This is a genomic window from Streptomyces sp. NPDC050732, from assembly GCF_040654255.1.
Taxonomy (GTDB): Bacteria; Actinomycetota; Actinomycetes; order Streptomycetales; family Streptomycetaceae; genus Streptomyces.
In genome coordinates this window covers 75239-92474 of sequence record NZ_JBFAHP010000007.1, presented here as the reverse complement: position 1 = coordinate 92474, position 17236 = coordinate 75239, and the positions used below count along the sequence as shown (strand labels likewise).

Below are 17236 nucleotides of genomic sequence, written 5' to 3'. Positions count from 1 at the left end.
TCACTCTCCCTGGAGGGTGTGTTCAAGGACGGCGGCGATCCGGGCCGCCGGTTCCGCGTCGAGCACCTCGGCGTGGGCGCAGGCCAGTTCGTGCACCTCGACCGCCGCGGCGGCGCGCCGCCAGCCCGCCGCCTTCGCCTCGGTCGGGATGGCCTCGGGGTCGCGGGTGGCGGCGAAGAGGGTCACGGTGCCGTCGTACGGGGACGGGACCCAACTCCGGCCGAGCCGGACGTGGTTGGCGACCGCGCGGGTGAGGGCGGCGAGGCGGTGCTCGCCGATCCCGTCGAGCGCGGCCCCCTCCTCCCGGACGATGCGCCGCGCCTCGTCCTCCACGACGTCGGCGGCGAGCGGCGTGCGGGCGGTCTCCGGCGGCTTCGGCATGGCGTCCACCACGGCGAGCAGGCCGACCTCCTCGCCCGCGGCCCGCAGCCGTACCGCCATCTCGTGGGCGACGGGCCCGCCGAAGGACCTGCCGAGCAGGAGGTACGGGCCGTGCGGGTGGACGGCGCGGATCCGTTCCAGGTACGCGTCCGCCAATGCGGCGACGGTGTGCGGGAGTTGGCGATTCTCGTCGTCTGACAGAGCGGGGGTCTGCAGGGCGTACACCGGGCGGTCGGGGTGGAGGTGGGGCAGCAGGGCCGTGTAGGCCCAGCTCACGCCGAGCCCGGGGTGCACGCAGAACAGCGGGGTGCGGTTGCCTGCGGCGCGCAGGGCGAGGAGGGGGGCCAGGCTGTCGGCGACGTCCGGGCCGGGTTCCGGGTCGGGTTCCGGGGCGTGCTCCCGGTGGGACTCCGCTTCGGGTGCCCGGTCGGGCTTCCGGCCGGGCGTCGCGTCCCGTTCTGGTCCCTGCCCGTCGATACGGGCGATGAGTGCGGCAGGCGTCGGCGCGGCGAAGAGCATCGCCACGGGGATTCGTACGCCCCACTCCCCCTCGACGCGGCCCACGAGGCGCAGGGCACTCAGCGAGTGCCCGCCGGCCGCGAAGAAGTCGGTGCCGGGACCGGCATCCACGATCCCGAGAACCTCCCCGAACAGCGCACACAGCTCCTTCTCGCGGGCGGTACGCGGGGCTTGCGGGGCTTGGCCGGCTCTCGGGGCACCCAAGGGCGTCGTTCCGGAGGGCGGCATCCCGGCGCCGGGCTCGGGCAGTGCGGCCCGGTCGGTCTTGCCGTGCGGCGTCAACGGCACGGCGTCGATACGGGCCCAGGCGGTGGGCAGGAGGTGGGCGGGGAGGAGACGGGCTGCGGCCGTACGGACGCGGTCCAGGGGGTCGGGGGTGTCGGGGGTGGGGTGGGAGGTGGGGGACGGTGTGGGCGGAGGTGGTGCGTCTTCGGAGAGGATCAGCCACGCCGCCAGTCGCTTGCTGCCGTCCGGGGCCGGGGCGGGGCCGACCACCGCGCGGGTCACCCCGGGGCAGGTGGTCAGGGCCGCCTCGATCTCGGCGGGCTCGACGCGGAAGCCGCGGATCTTCAGCTGGTCGTCGGCGCGGCCCGTGAAGACGAGGGCGCCCGAAGGGGTTCTGCGGGCCAGGTCGCCGGTGCGGTACATGCGGGTGCCGGGAGCGCCGTGCGGGTCGGCGACGAAGCGTTCCGCGGTGGCGCCCGGCCGACCGACGTATCCGTGGGCGAGGCCCGCCCCTGCGACGTACACCTCCCCCACGCAGCCGTCCGGGACGGGCCGCAGCCGCGCGTCGAGGACGTGGACGCGCGTGCCGTCGAGCGGCCGGCCGATCGGCACCGGGCGGCCGCGCGGTACGCGTTCCGTGACGCGGTGGGCCGTGGCGAACACGGTCGTCTCCGTGGGGCCGTAGCCGTTGACGACGGTCGTGCCGGGGCAGTGTTCGCGGACCCGGCGCACCGCCTCCGGAGCCACGACGTCACCGCCGGTCCACACCTCCCGCGCCCCGCGCAACGCCTCGGGCGCCAACTCCGCGACCGCACGGAACAGTTCGGCGGTCAGCCACAGCGCGGTGACGCCGCGCTCGGCCAGTACCCGGGCCAGCAGGGCCGGCGTGACGGGCTCGTCCGGGCAGATCACCACCGTGCCGCCGGTCAGGAGCGGCACCCACACCTCGTAGGTGGCGGCGTCGAAGGTGTGCGGGCTGTGCAGCAGCACACGGCGGTGCGCCGGGCCCGCGAAGCAACTGTCGGCGGCGAGCTCGACAACGGCCCGCTGCGGGACGGCGACGCCCTTCGGTTCGCCGCTCGACCCGGACGTGTACATCACGCAGGCGGTGGACTCGGGGCGGGAGGCGTCAACGGCGAAGGGGGCCTCCGGTGACGTTCCGCCTACCGACAACTTGCTTATGTGGGTGGGCAGTTCGGGGTCGGCCGCGGGCTCCGCGTCCGAGTCGCCTTCCACCAACACCAGCTCCGTCGACGCCGCGTCGAGCAGCCGCGCCAGCCGCTCCGGGGGGTGAGCCGGATCGAGCGGCAGCCAGCACGCGCCCGCCTTCAGCACCGCGAGCTGCGCGACGACCAGGGACGGCGAGCGGCGGAGCAGCAGACCCACGGTGGCGCCCGGGGTGACGCCCGCCGCGACGAGACGACGGGCGACACGGTCGGACTCCGCGTCCAGTCGGGCGTACGTCATGACGTCGCCGTCGGCCTCGACGGCGGGCGCGTCCGGGGTGCGGGCGGCGTGCGCGGCGAACCGTGCCGTGATGGTGGCCGGGCCGGCGGCCCCGTCACCGGGCGCGCCGGCGGCCCGTGCCAGCAGCTCTCGGTGTTCCCTTTCCGGGAGTACGTCGATCCGGTCGGCCGGGGCGGCGGGGTCGGCCGCCAGTTGTTCCAAGGCCCGCTCCATGCGGGCCGCGACGGCCGCCGCGGAGATGCCGCGGCGGCAGCTCACCGCGAGGAGCATGCGCTCGCCCGCGACGACCGCGAGCGTCACGGGGTAGTGCGTGGCGTCGCGGACGTCGATCACGCGGACCGCGTCCGGGGCGTCGTCCTGTGACCCTTGGGCTCCCTGCTCCCCTCGGACCCCCTGTGCCCCTTCGGCCCTCTGTGCCTCGCGGGGGAAGTTCTCGAAGGCCAGGACGGAGTCGAAGAGTTCACCCGCTCCCGCCCCTGCCGCCCGCTGCACTTCCGCGAGGCGCACGTGGTGGTACGCGGCGAGGCGCGACTGCTCGTCCTGGACGCGGGTGAGCAGCTCGGTGACGGTCTCGCCGTCGCGCAGCCGGACCCGTACGGGCAGCGTGTTGATGAACAGGCCCACCATCTCCCCGGCTCCGGGCAGATCGTGCGGGCGGCCCGACACGACACCGCCGAAGACCACGTCCCGGGCGCCGGTCATCCGGGCGAGCACCAGGGACCAGGCGGCCTGCGTCAGGGTGTTGAGGGTGACGCCGGTGTCGGCGGCGCGGCGCACCAAGGCGGCGGTCAGTTCGGCGGTGAGGCGGAGCCTGACCGTGTCGGGGTCCGTCTTCCCGCCGGACGCGTGGCCGTCGTCCTCCACGTCCACAACGTTCTTCGCGTCCACCACGTCCACCACGTTCTCCGCGGGCGCCAGCCGTGCCGGGCGTTCCAAACCCGTGAGCGCCTCGCGCCAGGCCGCCTCAGCCCGGCCCTGGTCCTGGCGGCTGAGCCACAGGGCGTACTGGCGGTAGGGCACGGCGGGCGGCAGTGTCCCGCCGGTGGCGAGCGCCGCCAGGTCGCGCTCCACGACCGGGATCGACCAGCCGTCGAGCAGGATGTGGTGGAAGGACAGGACGAGTTCGTGGCCCGCGTCGTGCCGCACGAGCGCGGCGCGGACCAGGGGCGGGCGCGCCGGGTCGAAGCGCCGCGTACGGTCTCTCGCGAGGAACTCCGCCACGCCCGCCTCGACGTCGGCGGGCGCGCGGCCGGTCAGGTCGATGTCCGTCCACGGCACGGTGACGGCGTGCGGGATCACCTGCACGGGCCGTTCGAGGCGTTCGTGCCGGAAGCAGGCGCGCAGGTTGGGGTGCCGGGCCATGAGGGCGTCGAGTGCGGCTCGTACCTTGTCCGGGGCGACCGCGGGGCCGATGCGGAAACGGGCCTGGACCAGGTAGGGGTCGGGGGCGGGGGCCGGGCCTTCGCTGTCCCGCACGGCGTGGAAGAGCAGGCCCTCCTGGACGGGGGTGAGCGGCAGGACGTCCGCGATGCGTCCACTCATCGGGCGCCCTCCGTACCGGGATCGCCTGCATCGCCGGGCACGCCGGGCACGCCGGGATCGTCGTCGAGTAGGCCCGCCATATCGCCCTCCAGCATCGCCAGTTGGTCCGGCGAGAGGCTGACAAGCGGGAAGTCGGAGGGCGTCGCGCCGACCGGGCCGCCCCGCTCCGTCTCCCGTACGAGGGCGTCGAGCGTCTCGCGCCACAGCGCGGCGAGCCCCCGTATCTCCTCCTCCGCCAGCACCCCTTCCGCGTACGAGAAGGTGGCTTCGAGGCGCAGTCCGTCCGCGCCCTCTCTGGCGAGGGCGTCGACCTCGACCGCGTGGCCGAGCGGCACCGCGTCGACGCCGCCGTCGAGCAGTTCGCCGCCCGCCGCGTCACCGGCGGTGAGGCGGCCCAGGTAGTTGAACCGCACATCGGGGGCGGGGTGTGCGGCGAGGGCCGGGGACGTACGCGCGTTGAGATGGCGCAGCAGCCCCCAGCCGATACCGCCGTTCGGCACGGCCCGCAGCTGCTCCTTGACGGACTTGAGCGCCTCACCCAGCGCGGCGTCACCTATCTCCGCGGCGTCACCGGCGCCCGCGTTCCGCCCGATGTCGAGCAGCACCGGGTACTGGGTCGTGAACCAGCCGACCGTCCCGGACACGTCCGCGGGCCGGGACAGCGTCTCCCTGCCGTGGCCCTCCAGGTGCACGAGGAGCCCGGTGCCCGCGCCCCGGCGGCGTACGGCCGCGACGGTCAGCGCGGTGAGCAGGACCGCGTCGGGGCCGCAGTTGTAAGCGGCCGGCAGCGTGGTGAGGGCGGCCGTGGTGAGGGCGGCGGGCAGCTCGACGGTGAGGGTCGCGCGACGCGTGCCCGAATCCGTATCCCTGCCCCTGGCCCGCCCTGCGGTGATCCTCGCGGCGTCCGCCGACGGGCCCTCCACCTGGCCCCGCCAGTACGGGAGTTCAGCCTCCGCCTCCGGCCTCCCCGCCTCCTCGGCGAGCAGTTCCGCCCACCGCCGGAAGGAGAGCCCGGCACGACCGGACTCCCCCGCCCCGGTCCCCGCCCCCTGCCCCGACAGCGCGGCCGCCAGCTCCGGGCCGATGATCCGCCACGAGACGCCGTCGACCGCCAGATGGTGCAGGGTCAGGAGCAGCAGGCCGGGTCGCCGCGGGCCCGCGTCGAACCAGACGGCCCGCATCATCTCGCCGTCCTCCGGGGCGAGCCGGGTCGCCGCCGCCCGGTCACGCGCGGCGGCCATCGCCTCCGCCTCGCCCTCGACCTCGACGCGCACCAGGTGAGCACCGGCCGGGGCCTGCTCGGTGACCTCCGCCACCAAATCCTTCACCACCGGATCCTTCACCACCGGACTCTCCGCCGCCGGACCCTCCGCCGCCGAGTCCTCCGGCAGGAGCCGCATCCGCAGCACCCCGTGCCGCTCGGCGAGTCCGCGGACGGCTTCCTCGATCCGTCGCCGGTCCGTGCCGGGCGGCACGGGGAAGACCATCGACTGGGTGAACGCCCGCTCGTCGCCGCCCTGTTCGCGCCACCACCGCATCACGGGGGTGAGCGGGAAGCGTCCGGTATCGGTACCGGTGCCGGGGTCGGTGATGCCTCCGTCCGGCGCGTCGGCCGACTGCCGTGCGTGGAGCGCCAGTTGCGCGGGCGTACGGAGCGTGAAGACGTCGCGCGGGGCCAGTACGAGTCCGACGGCCGAGGCCTGCCCCGCCAGCTGGATCGCCATGATGCTGTCGCCGCCGAGCCGGAAGAAGTCGTCGTCGGCGCCGGCCTCCTCGACGCCGAGGATCCGCGCGAAGAGGGCGCACAGCTCCTTCTCGCGCGCGGAGGCGGGTGCCCGCGTCGCCGTGGCGGCCCGGGGTGCGGGCAGGGCCGCGCGGTCGAGCTTCCCGCTCGGGGTGAGGGGCAGTTCGGGGAGTTCCACGAGGTCGGAGGGGACCATGTGGGAGGGCAGCCGGTTGGCGGCGTACGCGAGGAGCGTGTTCGGGTCGACGGTGTGCCCCGGGGCGGGCACCACGTACCCGATGAGCTGCGCCCCGATCCGCGGTCCCGTCTGCGGTCCGATCTGCGGTCCAGTCTGCGGTCCAGTCCGCGAGCCGCCGGTGGCATCGTCGCCGTCGCGTACGCCCGCGGCGGCCGCGGCCACCGTCGGGTGCCCCGTGAGGACGGCCGCGACCTCGCCCGGCTCGATGCGCAGCCCGCGCAGTTTCACCTGCTCGTCGGTGCGGCCGAGGTAGTGCAGGGTGCCGTCGTCGGCGCGGTACGCCAGGTCGCCCGTGCGGTACATGCGGGAGCCGGGGGCGCCGTACGGGTCGGCGACGAAGCGTTCGGCGGTGGCGCCGGGGCGGTTCAGGTAGCCGCGGGCCAGGCCCGGCGAGGAGAGGTAGAGCTCGCCCGCGACCCCGGTGGGCACCGGGCGCAGCCGCGCGTCGAGTACGTGCGCGGTGGTGCCCGCGACCGGGGTGCCGACGGTCGGCGGTGTGCCGTCGCCGGTCAGCGGTCCCGAGAGGGTGGCGGCGACGGTGGCCTCCGTGGGCCCGTACGCGTTGTGGAAGCGGCGGCCGCCGACGGCCCAGCGGGCCACGAGGGCGGGCGGGCAGGCCTCCGCGCCGACCGCGAGGGCGCGCAGCGCCGGGTACGCGCCGTCGGGCACGGTCGCGAGGACGGACGGCGGCACCATCGCGCAGGAGATCCGCCGCTCGGCGAGGACCCGGCCGAGCGCGTCGCCGACGAGCGGGCCCGGCGGGGGCACGACCAGCGTGCCGCCGGGCCCGAAGGCCATGCACATCTCGGCGACGGAGATGTCGAACGCGGGTGAGCCGAGCTGCAGCACCCGGGCGTCCGCGTCCAGCGCGAAGCGGTCCTGGAGGCTGCGGGCGAGCGCGGCGACTCCCGCGTGGGGGACCACGACGCCCTTGGGGGTGCCGGTGGATCCGGAGGTGTGGATGACGTAGGCGGCGTGTGCCGGGTCGATGCGCGGGGCGGGCACGGCGACCGGCGGCTCGCCCGCGTACGCGTCGTCACCCAGGTCGTCCAGCACGATGCGGGGCAGGCCGGTGTGCGGCAGCACGTCGGCCTCGGCCGTGCGCGCGTCGGTGACGAGGAGCGCGGGAGCCGCGTCGTCGAGCGTGCGGCGGACGCGGTCGGCCGGGTAGTCGGGGTCGACCGGCACATAGGCGGCCCCCGCGCGCTGCACGGCGAGCGCGGCGACCGGCAGGTCCGCGCCGCGCCCGAGGGCGAGCGCGACCGTCTGCCCGGGCCCCGCCCCGTGGCGGGTGAGCAGACCCGCCAACCGGTCGACGCGGGAAGACAGTTGGGCGTACGTGAGCCGCAGCCCATCGGCTTCGAGAGCGACCGCGTCCGGGGTGCGGGCCGCGTGCCGCGCCACCGTGTCCGGCAGCGTCTCGGGCGCGGGCGCGGCGGGGCCCGCCGACAGTGCGAGGACGCGGCGGCGCTCGGCGGCGGACAGTACGTCCAGGTCCCGTACGAGGGTGGTCGGATCGGCGGTGACCTGCTGGAGCAGTGTGAGATAGCTGTCCGCCCAGCGGGTCACCGCGGCGGCGGAGAACAGGTCGGTGCGGATCTCGAAGCTGCCGTCCATGCCGTCGCCGCTGTCCCGCACGACGCCGACGAGGTCGTGCTCGCCGCCGGTGTGGATGCGCTCGGGCTCGGCGAACTCGCGTACGGCCGACACGCTCGGCTGCTCCGTGAGGTGCATGAACACCCACTGGAACAGCGGGGAGCGGCCCGCGCTGCGCTCGGGCGCGACGGCCGACACGATGCGGCCCACCGGCAGGTCGGCGTTGGCCATCAGCGCGGCGAAGTCGGTGCCGAAGCGGGCCAGGACATCGGCGAAGGAGTCGCCTTCGGCGATGCGCCAGCGGGTCGGCACGGCGTTCATGACGTACCCGATGACCCGCTCCAGGCCCTTGGCGGAACGGTTGGCGACCGGGGTGCCGAGCACCAGGTCGTCGGCGCCGGTGACGCGGTGGGCGAGAACCGCGAAGGCGGTCATGAGGACGACGTACACGGAGGCGCCGCGCTCGCGGGCCAGCGCGCGGACGGCGCGGGCGGTGGGCGCGTCGACGCGGAAGCGGATCTGGACGATGCCGTCCTCGCCGGCTTCCCCGCCCTCGCCGCCGTCCCCGGCTTCCCCTCCCTCGCCGACTTCCCCGCCCTCACCGGTCACCCGGCTGCCGTGGCCCGGCACGGTCAGGGGGCCCGGCGGCGCGGCCAGGTAGCGGCGCCAGAAGTCGAGGCGGGCGTCGAAGACCCCGGCGGCCTCCAACTCGCCCTGCCAGGAGGCGAAGTCGGCGTACTGCACGGCGGGACGGGTCAGCTGCGGCTCGACGCCGTCGCGCACGGACCGGTACGCCTCGGCGAACTCCGTCTGCAGGACGTCGAAGGACCACCAGTCGGTGATGATGTGGTGCAGGCTCAGCATCAGCGTCGAGCGCCGCTCGTCGACGCGCACGAAACGGCCGCGGATGAGAGGCTCCGCGCCCGGGCCGGAGTCGGGGCCGGAGTCGGGGCCGAGGTCGAACGGGCGGCGGCGGAAGGCGCGGAAGGCCTCCTCGATGGTCGTGCCGGTGCCGCGCAGGTCGTCGCGCTCCAGTACGAAGGGGCCCTCGTCGGGGAAGTCGACGCGCAGGTCGTCCGCCGTGCCGGTGAGCCGGCTGCGCAGGATGTCGTGGTGGCGCCGGACGAGGGTGAGCGCGGCCTCCAGGTGGGCCGGATCGACGGGTCCGCCCGCCGTGCCGGGGGCCTCGGGCTCTTCGGGCCCCTCAGACTCCTCGGGCCCCTCGGGCTCCTCGAAGTGGTAGGCGCAGCAGAGGTTGAGCGCCGGGGTGCCGGGATACAGCGACTCGTACACCCATAGGTCCCGCTGCGCGGAGCTGAGCCGCACGGGTCCGGCGGTGGCATCCCGGGGCGGCACGACCGCGGGGATCTCCCGGACGCGGCCCGCCTCGACGAGGCGGCGCATGAGCCGGATCCGCTGCTCGCCGCTGAGCGCGCTGAACCGGTCGGCCATGGAGGGGGCCGAGGGGGTTGACGGGGTTGAGGGGGTTGAGGGGGTCTTCGGGGTCACAGGGCGGCCTCTCTCAGTTCCGCGAGGCGGTGCAGTCCGGCGAGGACCTCGTCCCGCCCGATGCCGAAGTCGATGAAGCAGGCCACTTCGTCGCAGCCCAGGTCGCGCAGGTCGGCGAGCATCTTGGCGCAGGTGCCGGGCGAGCCGAGGAGGCTGCCCCAGTTGAGATAGCGCTGGAACGCGAACTCGGCGAGCATGCCGGTCTGTTCCTCGGTCAGCCGCTCGCCCTCGCGGCCCTCGGCCGCGCGGTTGGCGGCGGTCTGGCCCAGGTACTTGGCGAGGTACGCCTTGAGGGGCGCGGCGGCCAGCCTTCGCACCTCCGCGTCGTCCGCGCCGACGTAGGTGTGCGCCATCAGCGTCACGCGGCCGTGGGCGTCGGTGCCCGCCTGGTCGGGGGCGGCGGCGCAGGCCGCGCGGTAGCGGGCGATCTTCTCGGCGAGCTCGTCCCTGCTCTGGCCGACGGTCGCGCCCAGCACGCCGGCCCTGAGCCGTCCGGCGGCCTCCCAGGTGGCCGGGTTGCCGGACGTGGTGACCCACAGGGGCAACTCGGCCTGTACGGGTCGGGGTTGAGGCACGACGCTGACCGGCTGCCCGGTGCCGTCGGGGTACTGGCCGGGCTCGCCCGCCCACAGCCGCCGCAGCTCGGGAATGGCGCTGAGCGTGCGCTCCCTGCGGTCCTCGTAGTGGCCGGGGGCGAGGGCGAAGTCGGCGGAGTGCCAGCCGGTGGCGACGGAGAGGCCGACCCGGCCGTGCGAGAGGTTGTCGACGACCGCCCAGTCCTCGGCGACCTTCAGCGGGTGGTGCAGGGGCAGGACGACGCTGCCCGCGCGGATCCCGATGCGCTCGGTCGCGACGGCGAGCGCCGCGCTGAGCACGGGCGGGCTGGGGAACACCTGGCCGACCTGCTGGAAGTGGCGCTCGGGCGTCCACACGGCGTGGAAGCCGAGCCGGTCGGCGGTACGGGCGATGGTGAGGATGTCGTCGTACGTGTCCGCGTGCCGGACGCCTGCTCCCGACGGACCGGAGCCGGCCCTCTGCGCGGGGGCGCCGCTGTCGGCGCCGAAGAACATCACGCTGAGGTCCACGGCTTCTCCTCCTGGGTCGGGCGGGGGTGGGACGAGTGGGGCCGGGGCTGCGCCGGGCCGGGGTGAGGTGTGCGCGGCTCGGGCGGGTCCGGGCGGTTTTCCCGGTCCTGCTGCCTGGGTACGCGTGGCACGCGTGGGCGGCGCGGGATGGGTGCGGGGGCGGGGGCGGGGGCGGCCTGGGCGGGTGGGCGCGACAGCTCGGCGGCGAGGGCGGCGACGGTGGGCGCGGCGAAAAGCTGTGCGGCCGTCACGGGGCGGGTCTCTGTGGTGAGGCGCGCGGCGACCCGCACCGCGCGCAACGAGTTGCCGCCGAGGGCGAAGAAGTCGTCGTGCCGCCCGATGGACGGGCCGGCGTGCGGCGTGGCGCCGGGGCCGGAACCCACGCCCGGCCCACCTGTACCCGCACCCGCACCCGGACCCGGACCCGGACCAGCGGACTGTGGACCGAGTACGTCGCGCCAGACCTCGGCGATCTCCCGCTCCAGCGCGTCGGCCGGGGCATCGTCCGGGGCATCGCCCGTCGGCCCCGCGGTCGGCCCCGCGACCGCCTGGGACCCGCCCGTCACCACCCCCGCCCCCGCCCCGGCGTGCGGAACCGCCCGTACGAGTACGTCCCGGTCGTCCGCGCGGCGCGGCGGCTCCGTGGGAACGAGCCGCGAGAGCGGGGTGTCCGGCGCGGTGGCCGCCGCCTCCAGTGCCCGGGGCAGCGCGTCCACGAGCCATGCCACGAAGCGCTCCTCCAGGGATTCGGCGCGGTACTCGAAGGTGAGGGTCAGCCCTTCCGGTACGCCGCCGGGGCCCGTCGCGTCGGTGACGTCCACGAGCAGTTCGAAGCGGGCGGCGCCGGTGCGGACCACCTCGACGCCCCGGTCGGCGCCGGGGAGTCCGACCTCGGCGCGCGCGTTGTTCTGCAGGGCGAGGACGACGTCGGTGAAGGGCTGCCTGCCCGGCGTCCGTACGGGGTTGAGCTCGCCCACCACGTGCTCGAACGGCACGTCCTGGTGGGCGAAGGCGCCGAGGTCGGCGTCCCGGACCCGGGCGAGGAGCTCCCGTGCGCCGGGGTCGCCCGAGACGTCGGTGCGCAGTACGAGCATGTTCACGAAGAACCCGACGACGTCCTCGACGCCGCCGTCGCCCGCGCGCCCGGCGACCGGCGCGCCGATCGCGAGGTCCTCGTCGGCGCCCGCCCGCACGAGGGTCGCGGCGAGCGCGGCGTGCAGGGCCATGAAGAGGGTGGCGCCCTGGGCGCGGGCGGCCTCGACGACCCGGGCGTGGGCCGCGGCGTCGAGGCGGCGTACGACCGTGGCGGCGGCCGGCCCGGGTACGGCGGGCCGGTCCGGGCGCCTGGGCAGCAGGGGCCCGACGGGGTCGAGTCCCGCCAACGCACCTCGCCAGTAGATGACTTGGCGGTTCAGGAGGGAGTCCGGGTCGTCGGCGCGGCCGAGGCGGGCGGCCCGGTGGCGGGCGTGCTCGGCGTAGGAGACGGGGAGGGGCGGCAGCAGCGCACCGACGGCCCCGGCCGTTCCGCCCGCCTCGCCCGCCCCGCCAGTCCTGCCCGCCCCGCCAATCCCGCCCACCCTGGCCGCGTAAGCCCGCGACAGATCACGGAAGAGCGGTGCGAGCGACCAGCCGTCACCGGCGATGTGGTGGACCAGCATGAGCAGGGCGTACTCGTCGGGGCACTCGTGAATGCCGAACAGGGCGGCGCGCACCGGCGGTTCGGCTCGGAGATCGAAGCGGTGGCGGGCGGCCTCGGCGACCGCGGGCTCCAACTCGGCCTCGGCGACCGTCACATGACGGAACGGAGCACGCGCCGCGACCCCGTGGAGCACACGCCTCACCGGTGCGCCGTCCACCTCTTCGAAGACGGTGCGCAGCACCTCGTGGCGAGTCACGACATCCCCGAGCGCCTCCTCCAGCGCGCCCGGGTCGACCGCACCGCGCAGCCGTACCAGCATGGGCAGGTTGTACGCGGCTCCCGCGCCGAGCCGGTCCAGGAACCACAGGCGGTGCTGGGCGTCCGAGACGGGGAGGGGCGCCGAGGCGGCATCCGGCACGGGGCGGGCCCCGTCGGCGGCCTGCCCCGCCGCGCCCTCGACGTACGGCGCGAGCCGAGCCGGAGTGGGCGCCTCGAAGAGTGTCCGCAGGTCGACCGCCGCGCCCAGCGTCGCGTGCACGCGGCCGAGCACGCGCGCGGCCAGCAGCGAGTGTCCGCCCAGCGCGAAGAAGTCGTCGTGCGCGCCGACCTCGCCGACGCCGAGGACATCGGCGAACAACCCGCACAGCGCACGCACGGTCCGGCCCTCGCTCCCGCCCCTCCCGCCGTCGCCACCCCTGCCCTCGGCACCGCCCCCGTCCCCATTCGCGCTCGCGCTCGCGCTCGTCCCCGCGCCGCCGCCCGGCGCCGAAGCGACTTCATCGGGCGCGGGCAGCGCCGCCCGGTCCAGTTTTCCGCTGGCGGTCAGCGGCAGCGCGGCCAGGGGCACGAAGAGGGAGGGCACCAGGAAATCGGGCAGGAGGCGCGCCGCGTGGGCGCGCAACCCCGCCTCGGCGGGCGCCTGTTCACGGTCCGCGTCCCCGCCGCCCTTCTCGGTCCCGCCCGGTACGACGTACGCGACAAGCCGCCGCTCCCCGTCCGGCCCCGCGGGAGTGGCGACCACGGCGGCCCGGTCGACGCCGGGGTGGCGGGTCAGTACGTTCTCGACCTCGCCCGGCTCCACCCGGAAGCCCCGGATCTTCACCTGGCCGTCGGCGCGCCCCCGGTACTCGAAGGTGCCGTCGGGCCGCCGCACCGCGAGGTCGCCGGTGCGGTACATGCGGTCGCCCGGTGCGCCGAACGGGTCGGCCACGAACCGTTCCGCCGTCAGCGCCCCCGCGCAGTAGCCCCGCGCGAGGCCCGTCCCCGCGGCGTACAGCTCGCCCGTCCCGCCGTCCGCGACCGGCGCGAGCCGTTCGTCGAGCACGTACAGCCGCTTGCCGCGCAGCGGACGGCCGATCGGCACCGGTCCGCCGTCCCGCACGTCCCGCGACGTGATCGGGTGGACGGTGAGGAAGAGCATGCACTCGACGGGGCCGTAGCCGTTGCCGAGCCGCAGCCCGGGGCGGCGCTCCAGGGTGCGGGCGACGTGCGGGGGCGACAGCGCCTCGCCGCCGACGATGAGTTCGCGCAGCCCGTCGAGGGCGCGCGGGTACTCGTCGACGATCACGTTGAAGAGGGAGCCCGACAGGTACATGGACGTGACGCCGTGCGCGGCGACGAGCCGGGCGATCACCACCGGGTCGGGGCGCCGGCCCGGGTGCAGGACGCAGGTACCGCCGTTCGTCAGCGGCCCCCACAGCTCCATCGCGAACGCGTCCCACGACACGGGCGCGCACTGCAGCCACACCGCGCCCGGCCCGAAGGAGGCGAACTCCTGTCCGGTCAGCGTGGCGGTGACGGCGCGGTGGAACCGGACGTGAACATCACGCACGCGACGTCGTCGGGTTCCGCCCGCACGGGCCCCCGCTCCAACGGCCCGGCCTGGTCGGCGTCTTCGACGTGTACCGTCGGCACGGTGGACACCGCGGGACCCGGCACCGCGTCGCTCCGGGACAGCAGTACGGCGATCCTCGCGTCCGCCGCCATCCCGCGCAGCCGACCGGCCGGGAAGCCGGGGTCGAGCATCACGTATCCGGCACCGGCCTTCAGCGTGCCGAGGACCGCGACGGCCAGTTCGGTGGTGCGCTCCAGGTACACGCCGACGGTGTCGCCGCGGACCACTCCGCGCGCCGCGAGGAGCCCGGCCAACCGGTCGGCGCGGGCGTCCAGTTCGGCGTAGGTCAGCCGTTCGTCCTCGTACACGAGGGCTGTCGCGCCGGGTGTCCGCGCCGCCTGCTCCTCGAACAGCTCATGCACGCACCGCGCCATCCTTCTCACCGCCCTCGTCCTCGGTCAGCAGCGAGGAACCATGCGCGGGCTCGGGCGCGGGCGCGGGGTCGGGGTCGGGGTCCGGCTCGTCGATGTCCGGCAGGAGTACGTCGATGTCCCGGATGGAGCGGCTCGCCAGGCCCCACAGCGCGACCACGACACCGGCGACACCCGCGAGGAACAGCATCCCCGCCATGCCGCTGCCGGGCTCGTCGCCGAGGAGCGGGCCGAGGGCGGCGAAGACACCGGTCCCGTCGGCGGCCTGCGGCTCGAAGAGCCCGTCGGCGAGCGGCCCGGAGAACGCCATGGCCAGCGGCCCGGAGATCTGCGACAGGAACATCACCGCGCCGAAGACGCGGCCCTGCCACTCGCGGGGCACCTTGGTCTGCACGATGGCCTGCATCGACGCGTTGACGACCGTCATGAGCAGCGCGCCGACCAGCATGGCCGCGCACCAGCCGACGACCCCGCCGACCAGGGACATGCCGATCTGCGCCGACAGGCACATGCCGAGGATGCCGAGCATCATGCCGCTGCCGCGGTTCTTCGGTCCGCCCCAGGCGGCCATCAGCAGGCCGCCGACGACCCCGCCGACACCGATCGCGCTGTTCACGGCGGCGAGCGCGCCGTTGCCCGACTTGAGCAGCACCATGGGCTGGACGACGGCGAAACCGAAGACCATGACGAGGTTGACCGTGCAGAAGTTCACGGTCATGTCGCGCAGGCTCGCGTGCCGGAAGAGGTACCGCATGCCCTCGACGGCCTCCGCGGTGATCTTCGTGCGCGGGGCGCCCGCGCCCTCGGGGACCTTGTCGCCCTTCATGCGGACGATGCGTACGCCGATCAGTGCGAAGGCGTAGCTGACCAGGTCGACGACGAGGACGGCGCCGATCCCGGAGAAGGCGATCATGATGCCGCCGAGCGCGGGACCGCAGATGCCGGCGGCGCTCCGGGCGCCCGCCAACAGGCCGTTGGCGCGGCCGAGTTGGTCCTTGCGCACGAGCAGCGGCACGGCGGCGGTGAGGGCGGGAAGCTGGAAGGCCGCGGAGATGCCGAGGAGGACGGTGGCGGGGTAGACCTGCCATGGCTCCAGGCCGCCGCCGAAGAAGTGCACGAGGGCGAGCAGCCCGACGGCGAGAATTCCGCCCGCGTCCGCGATCTGCAGTGCGGACCGCTTACGGATGCGGTCGATAATCGCGCCAGCAAATGGGCTGAACAGCGCCTGCGGAAGTACGGCGCAGAGGGACAGTGCGGTGACGGCGGACGCCTGCTCGCCGGTGGACCACACCTCGATTATGAAAGCGAATCTGAGAACGGCGCTTCCGACCAGTGAGACGGCCTGTCCCGACCAGACGAGGAGCAAGGGTCCGGCACCGGTGAAGCGTCCCGGGAGCCGGGCCGCACCGCTCTCCCCGTCCGCCGCGTCCCGTTTTCCCTGTTTTCCTTCTTCTCTTTTGCGGTCGGGCACGTCAGGAGCCGGATATCGGGCTCGCGGGACGCAGGTCCGTCCAGTGCCGCTCCACATAGGCCAGGGAATCCGCTCGCGAGCTCGCCCCTTGCCCGATGCTCCAGCCGTCCGGAACGTCGAGGCCGACGGGCCAGAGGGAGTGCTGGTTCTCGTCGTTGACGAGCACCAGATATTCCGCACCCTCATCTTCGAATGGATTACTGGCCATTAACCTTAAACCCTCCGGAAATCTTAAAGAATCCCATTGTGTCCGCAGGGATCATTGCGCGGAGGATCTAATTCCTTCAAGGATTTGTGACATTCATCACAGGGTCACAAAAGGGGCGGGGGGCAATATGCCGCCTGTGCTTTGCAATGTGCCCCGCCGTGTCAACATCGGCGCCGGGGCAGGCCGCGGCGCCGCGCTTGTCAGGCCGAGGCTCTGCGCTTTGCCGTCGACTTCTTCGCCGTGGTGCTCTTCTTCTCCGTCGCCTTCTTGGCGGTGGCCTTACGAGCCGTCGTCTTTGTCGCGGTCGTCTTTGTCGCCGCGGCCTTGGAGTCCGCCGTTTTGGACGCCGTCGACTTCGCCGTGCTCTTCCTGGCCGGAGCGGCCTTCTTCCTGGCCGTCGACTTCTTGCCACCCACCTGTTTGGGGGTGGCGCGGGACGACTTGCGCGGCAGCTGCCTCACCTCGGCCACCGAACCGTCCGAACCGTGCGAATCGTCCGAGCCATGCGAATCGCTCCCCGCGGCCCCGGTCTCCCCGCGCGCCGAACGCGCCTCGCGGACGCTGTTCTCCAGCGCGGCCAGCAGGTCGATGACCTTGCCGCCGCCCTCGCCTGCCGGGGTCTTCCGCGCCGGGGCCGCCCCGTCGGCCTTCGCGGCGACGAGCTCCTCGACCGCCTCGCGGTAGTCGTCGTGCAGGGTGTCGAGGTCGACCTCGCCGAGGGTGTCCATCAGGGCGTCCGCCAGGTCGAGTTCGGCGTCGCGGACCGTCACGTGCTCGTCGGGGGCCACTCCCTCGGGCGCCCGGATCTCGTCCGGCCACAGCAGCCCGTGCATGGCGATCACGTCGTCGACGACGCGCAGCATGCCGAGCCGCTCCCGGCCCCGGAGCGCGTACTTCGCGATGGCCACCCGCCGGCTCCGCTTGAGCGCCTCGCGCAGCAGCGTGTACGGCTTGGCGGCGGGGACGCCGTTCGCCGAGAGGTAGTAGGCGGCGCCCATCTGGAGCGGGTCGATGCGGTCCGCGGGGACGAAGGCGACGATCTCGATCGTCCTGGCCGTCGGGATGGGCAGCGCCGCCAGGTCCTCGTCGGTGATCGGGATGATCGAGCCGTCCGCGTCCTCGTACCCCTTGCCGATCTCGGCCGTCGGCACCTCGCGCTCCTCCAGCTCGCAGACCTTGCGGTAGCGGATGCGGCCGCCGTCCTCGGTGTGGATCTGCCGGAAGGAGATGGAGTGGTTCTCGGTGGCGTTCACGAGCTTGATCGGGATGCTGACCAGACCGAAGGAGATCGCACCGTTCCATATGGATCGCACGTCCGGCACCTCTCAGGGCAGATTCGAGCCTTTG

The 17236-nt window shown here is 74.5% G+C and carries 7 protein-coding genes and 1 pseudogene; all 8 read right to left on the bottom strand.

Annotation, left to right across the window (positions count from 1 at the left end; all coding sequences use genetic code 11):
• The gene (locus AB0H82_RS08425; RefSeq protein WP_362990201.1) at positions 1-4134 is read right to left on the bottom strand and encodes an amino acid adenylation domain-containing protein; all 4134 of its coding nucleotides are present in this window, start codon (positions 4132-4134) and stop codon (positions 1-3) included.
• The gene (locus AB0H82_RS08420) at positions 4131-9164 is read right to left on the bottom strand and encodes an amino acid adenylation domain-containing protein (protein ID WP_362990199.1); all 5034 of its coding nucleotides are present in this window, start codon (positions 9162-9164) and stop codon (positions 4131-4133) included. The genes AB0H82_RS08425 and AB0H82_RS08420 overlap by 4 nt, the downstream gene beginning before the upstream one ends.
• Positions 9165-9217: 53 nt before the next feature.
• Positions 9218-10306 carry a MupA/Atu3671 family FMN-dependent luciferase-like monooxygenase gene (locus AB0H82_RS08415; RefSeq protein WP_362990197.1) on the bottom strand — a complete coding sequence of 363 codons (1089 nt, stop codon included), beginning with the start codon at positions 10304-10306 and terminating at the stop codon, positions 9218-9220.
• A complete protein-coding gene (locus AB0H82_RS08410) occupies positions 10291-13122 on the bottom strand; it encodes a condensation domain-containing protein (protein WP_362990427.1) in 2832 nt (943 codons plus the stop codon). The genes AB0H82_RS08415 and AB0H82_RS08410 overlap by 16 nt, the downstream gene beginning before the upstream one ends.
• Positions 13123-13245: 123 nt before the next feature.
• Positions 13246-14213, bottom strand: a pseudogene (locus AB0H82_RS08405) (AMP-binding protein); the annotation flags it as partial.
• Positions 14194-15738, bottom strand: coding sequence for an MFS transporter (locus AB0H82_RS08400; protein WP_362990195.1), 1545 nt, complete (start codon positions 15736-15738; stop codon positions 14194-14196). The pseudogene AB0H82_RS08405 and the gene AB0H82_RS08400, both read right to left, overlap by 20 nt.
• The gene (locus AB0H82_RS08395) at positions 15683-15889 is read right to left on the bottom strand and encodes an MbtH family protein (protein ID WP_362990193.1); all 207 of its coding nucleotides are present in this window, start codon (positions 15887-15889) and stop codon (positions 15683-15685) included. The genes AB0H82_RS08400 and AB0H82_RS08395 overlap by 56 nt, the downstream gene beginning before the upstream one ends.
• Positions 15890-16089: 200 nt before the next feature.
• Positions 16090-17202, bottom strand: coding sequence for a Ku protein (locus AB0H82_RS08390; RefSeq protein ID WP_362990191.1), 1113 nt, complete (start codon positions 17200-17202; stop codon positions 16090-16092).
• Positions 17203-17236 lie beyond the last annotated feature (34 nt).

Coding starts and splice junctions, on each gene's coding strand:
- AB0H82_RS08425 (WP_362990201.1), bottom strand. CDS start 4,134: ATGAGTGGACGCATCGCGGACGTCCTGCCGCTCACCCCCGTCCAGGAG.
- AB0H82_RS08420 (WP_362990199.1), bottom strand. CDS start 9,164: ATGGCCGACCGGTTCAGCGCGCTCAGCGGCGAGCAGCGGATCCGGCTC.
- AB0H82_RS08410 (WP_362990427.1), bottom strand. CDS start 13,122: ATGTACCGCACCGGCGACCTCGCGGTGCGGCGGCCCGACGGCACCTTC.
- AB0H82_RS08400 (WP_362990195.1), bottom strand. CDS start 15,738: ATGTGGAGCGGCACTGGACGGACCTGCGTCCCGCGAGCCCGATATCCG.
- AB0H82_RS08395 (WP_362990193.1), bottom strand. CDS start 15,889: ATGGCCAGTAATCCATTCGAAGATGAGGGTGCGGAATATCTGGTGCTC.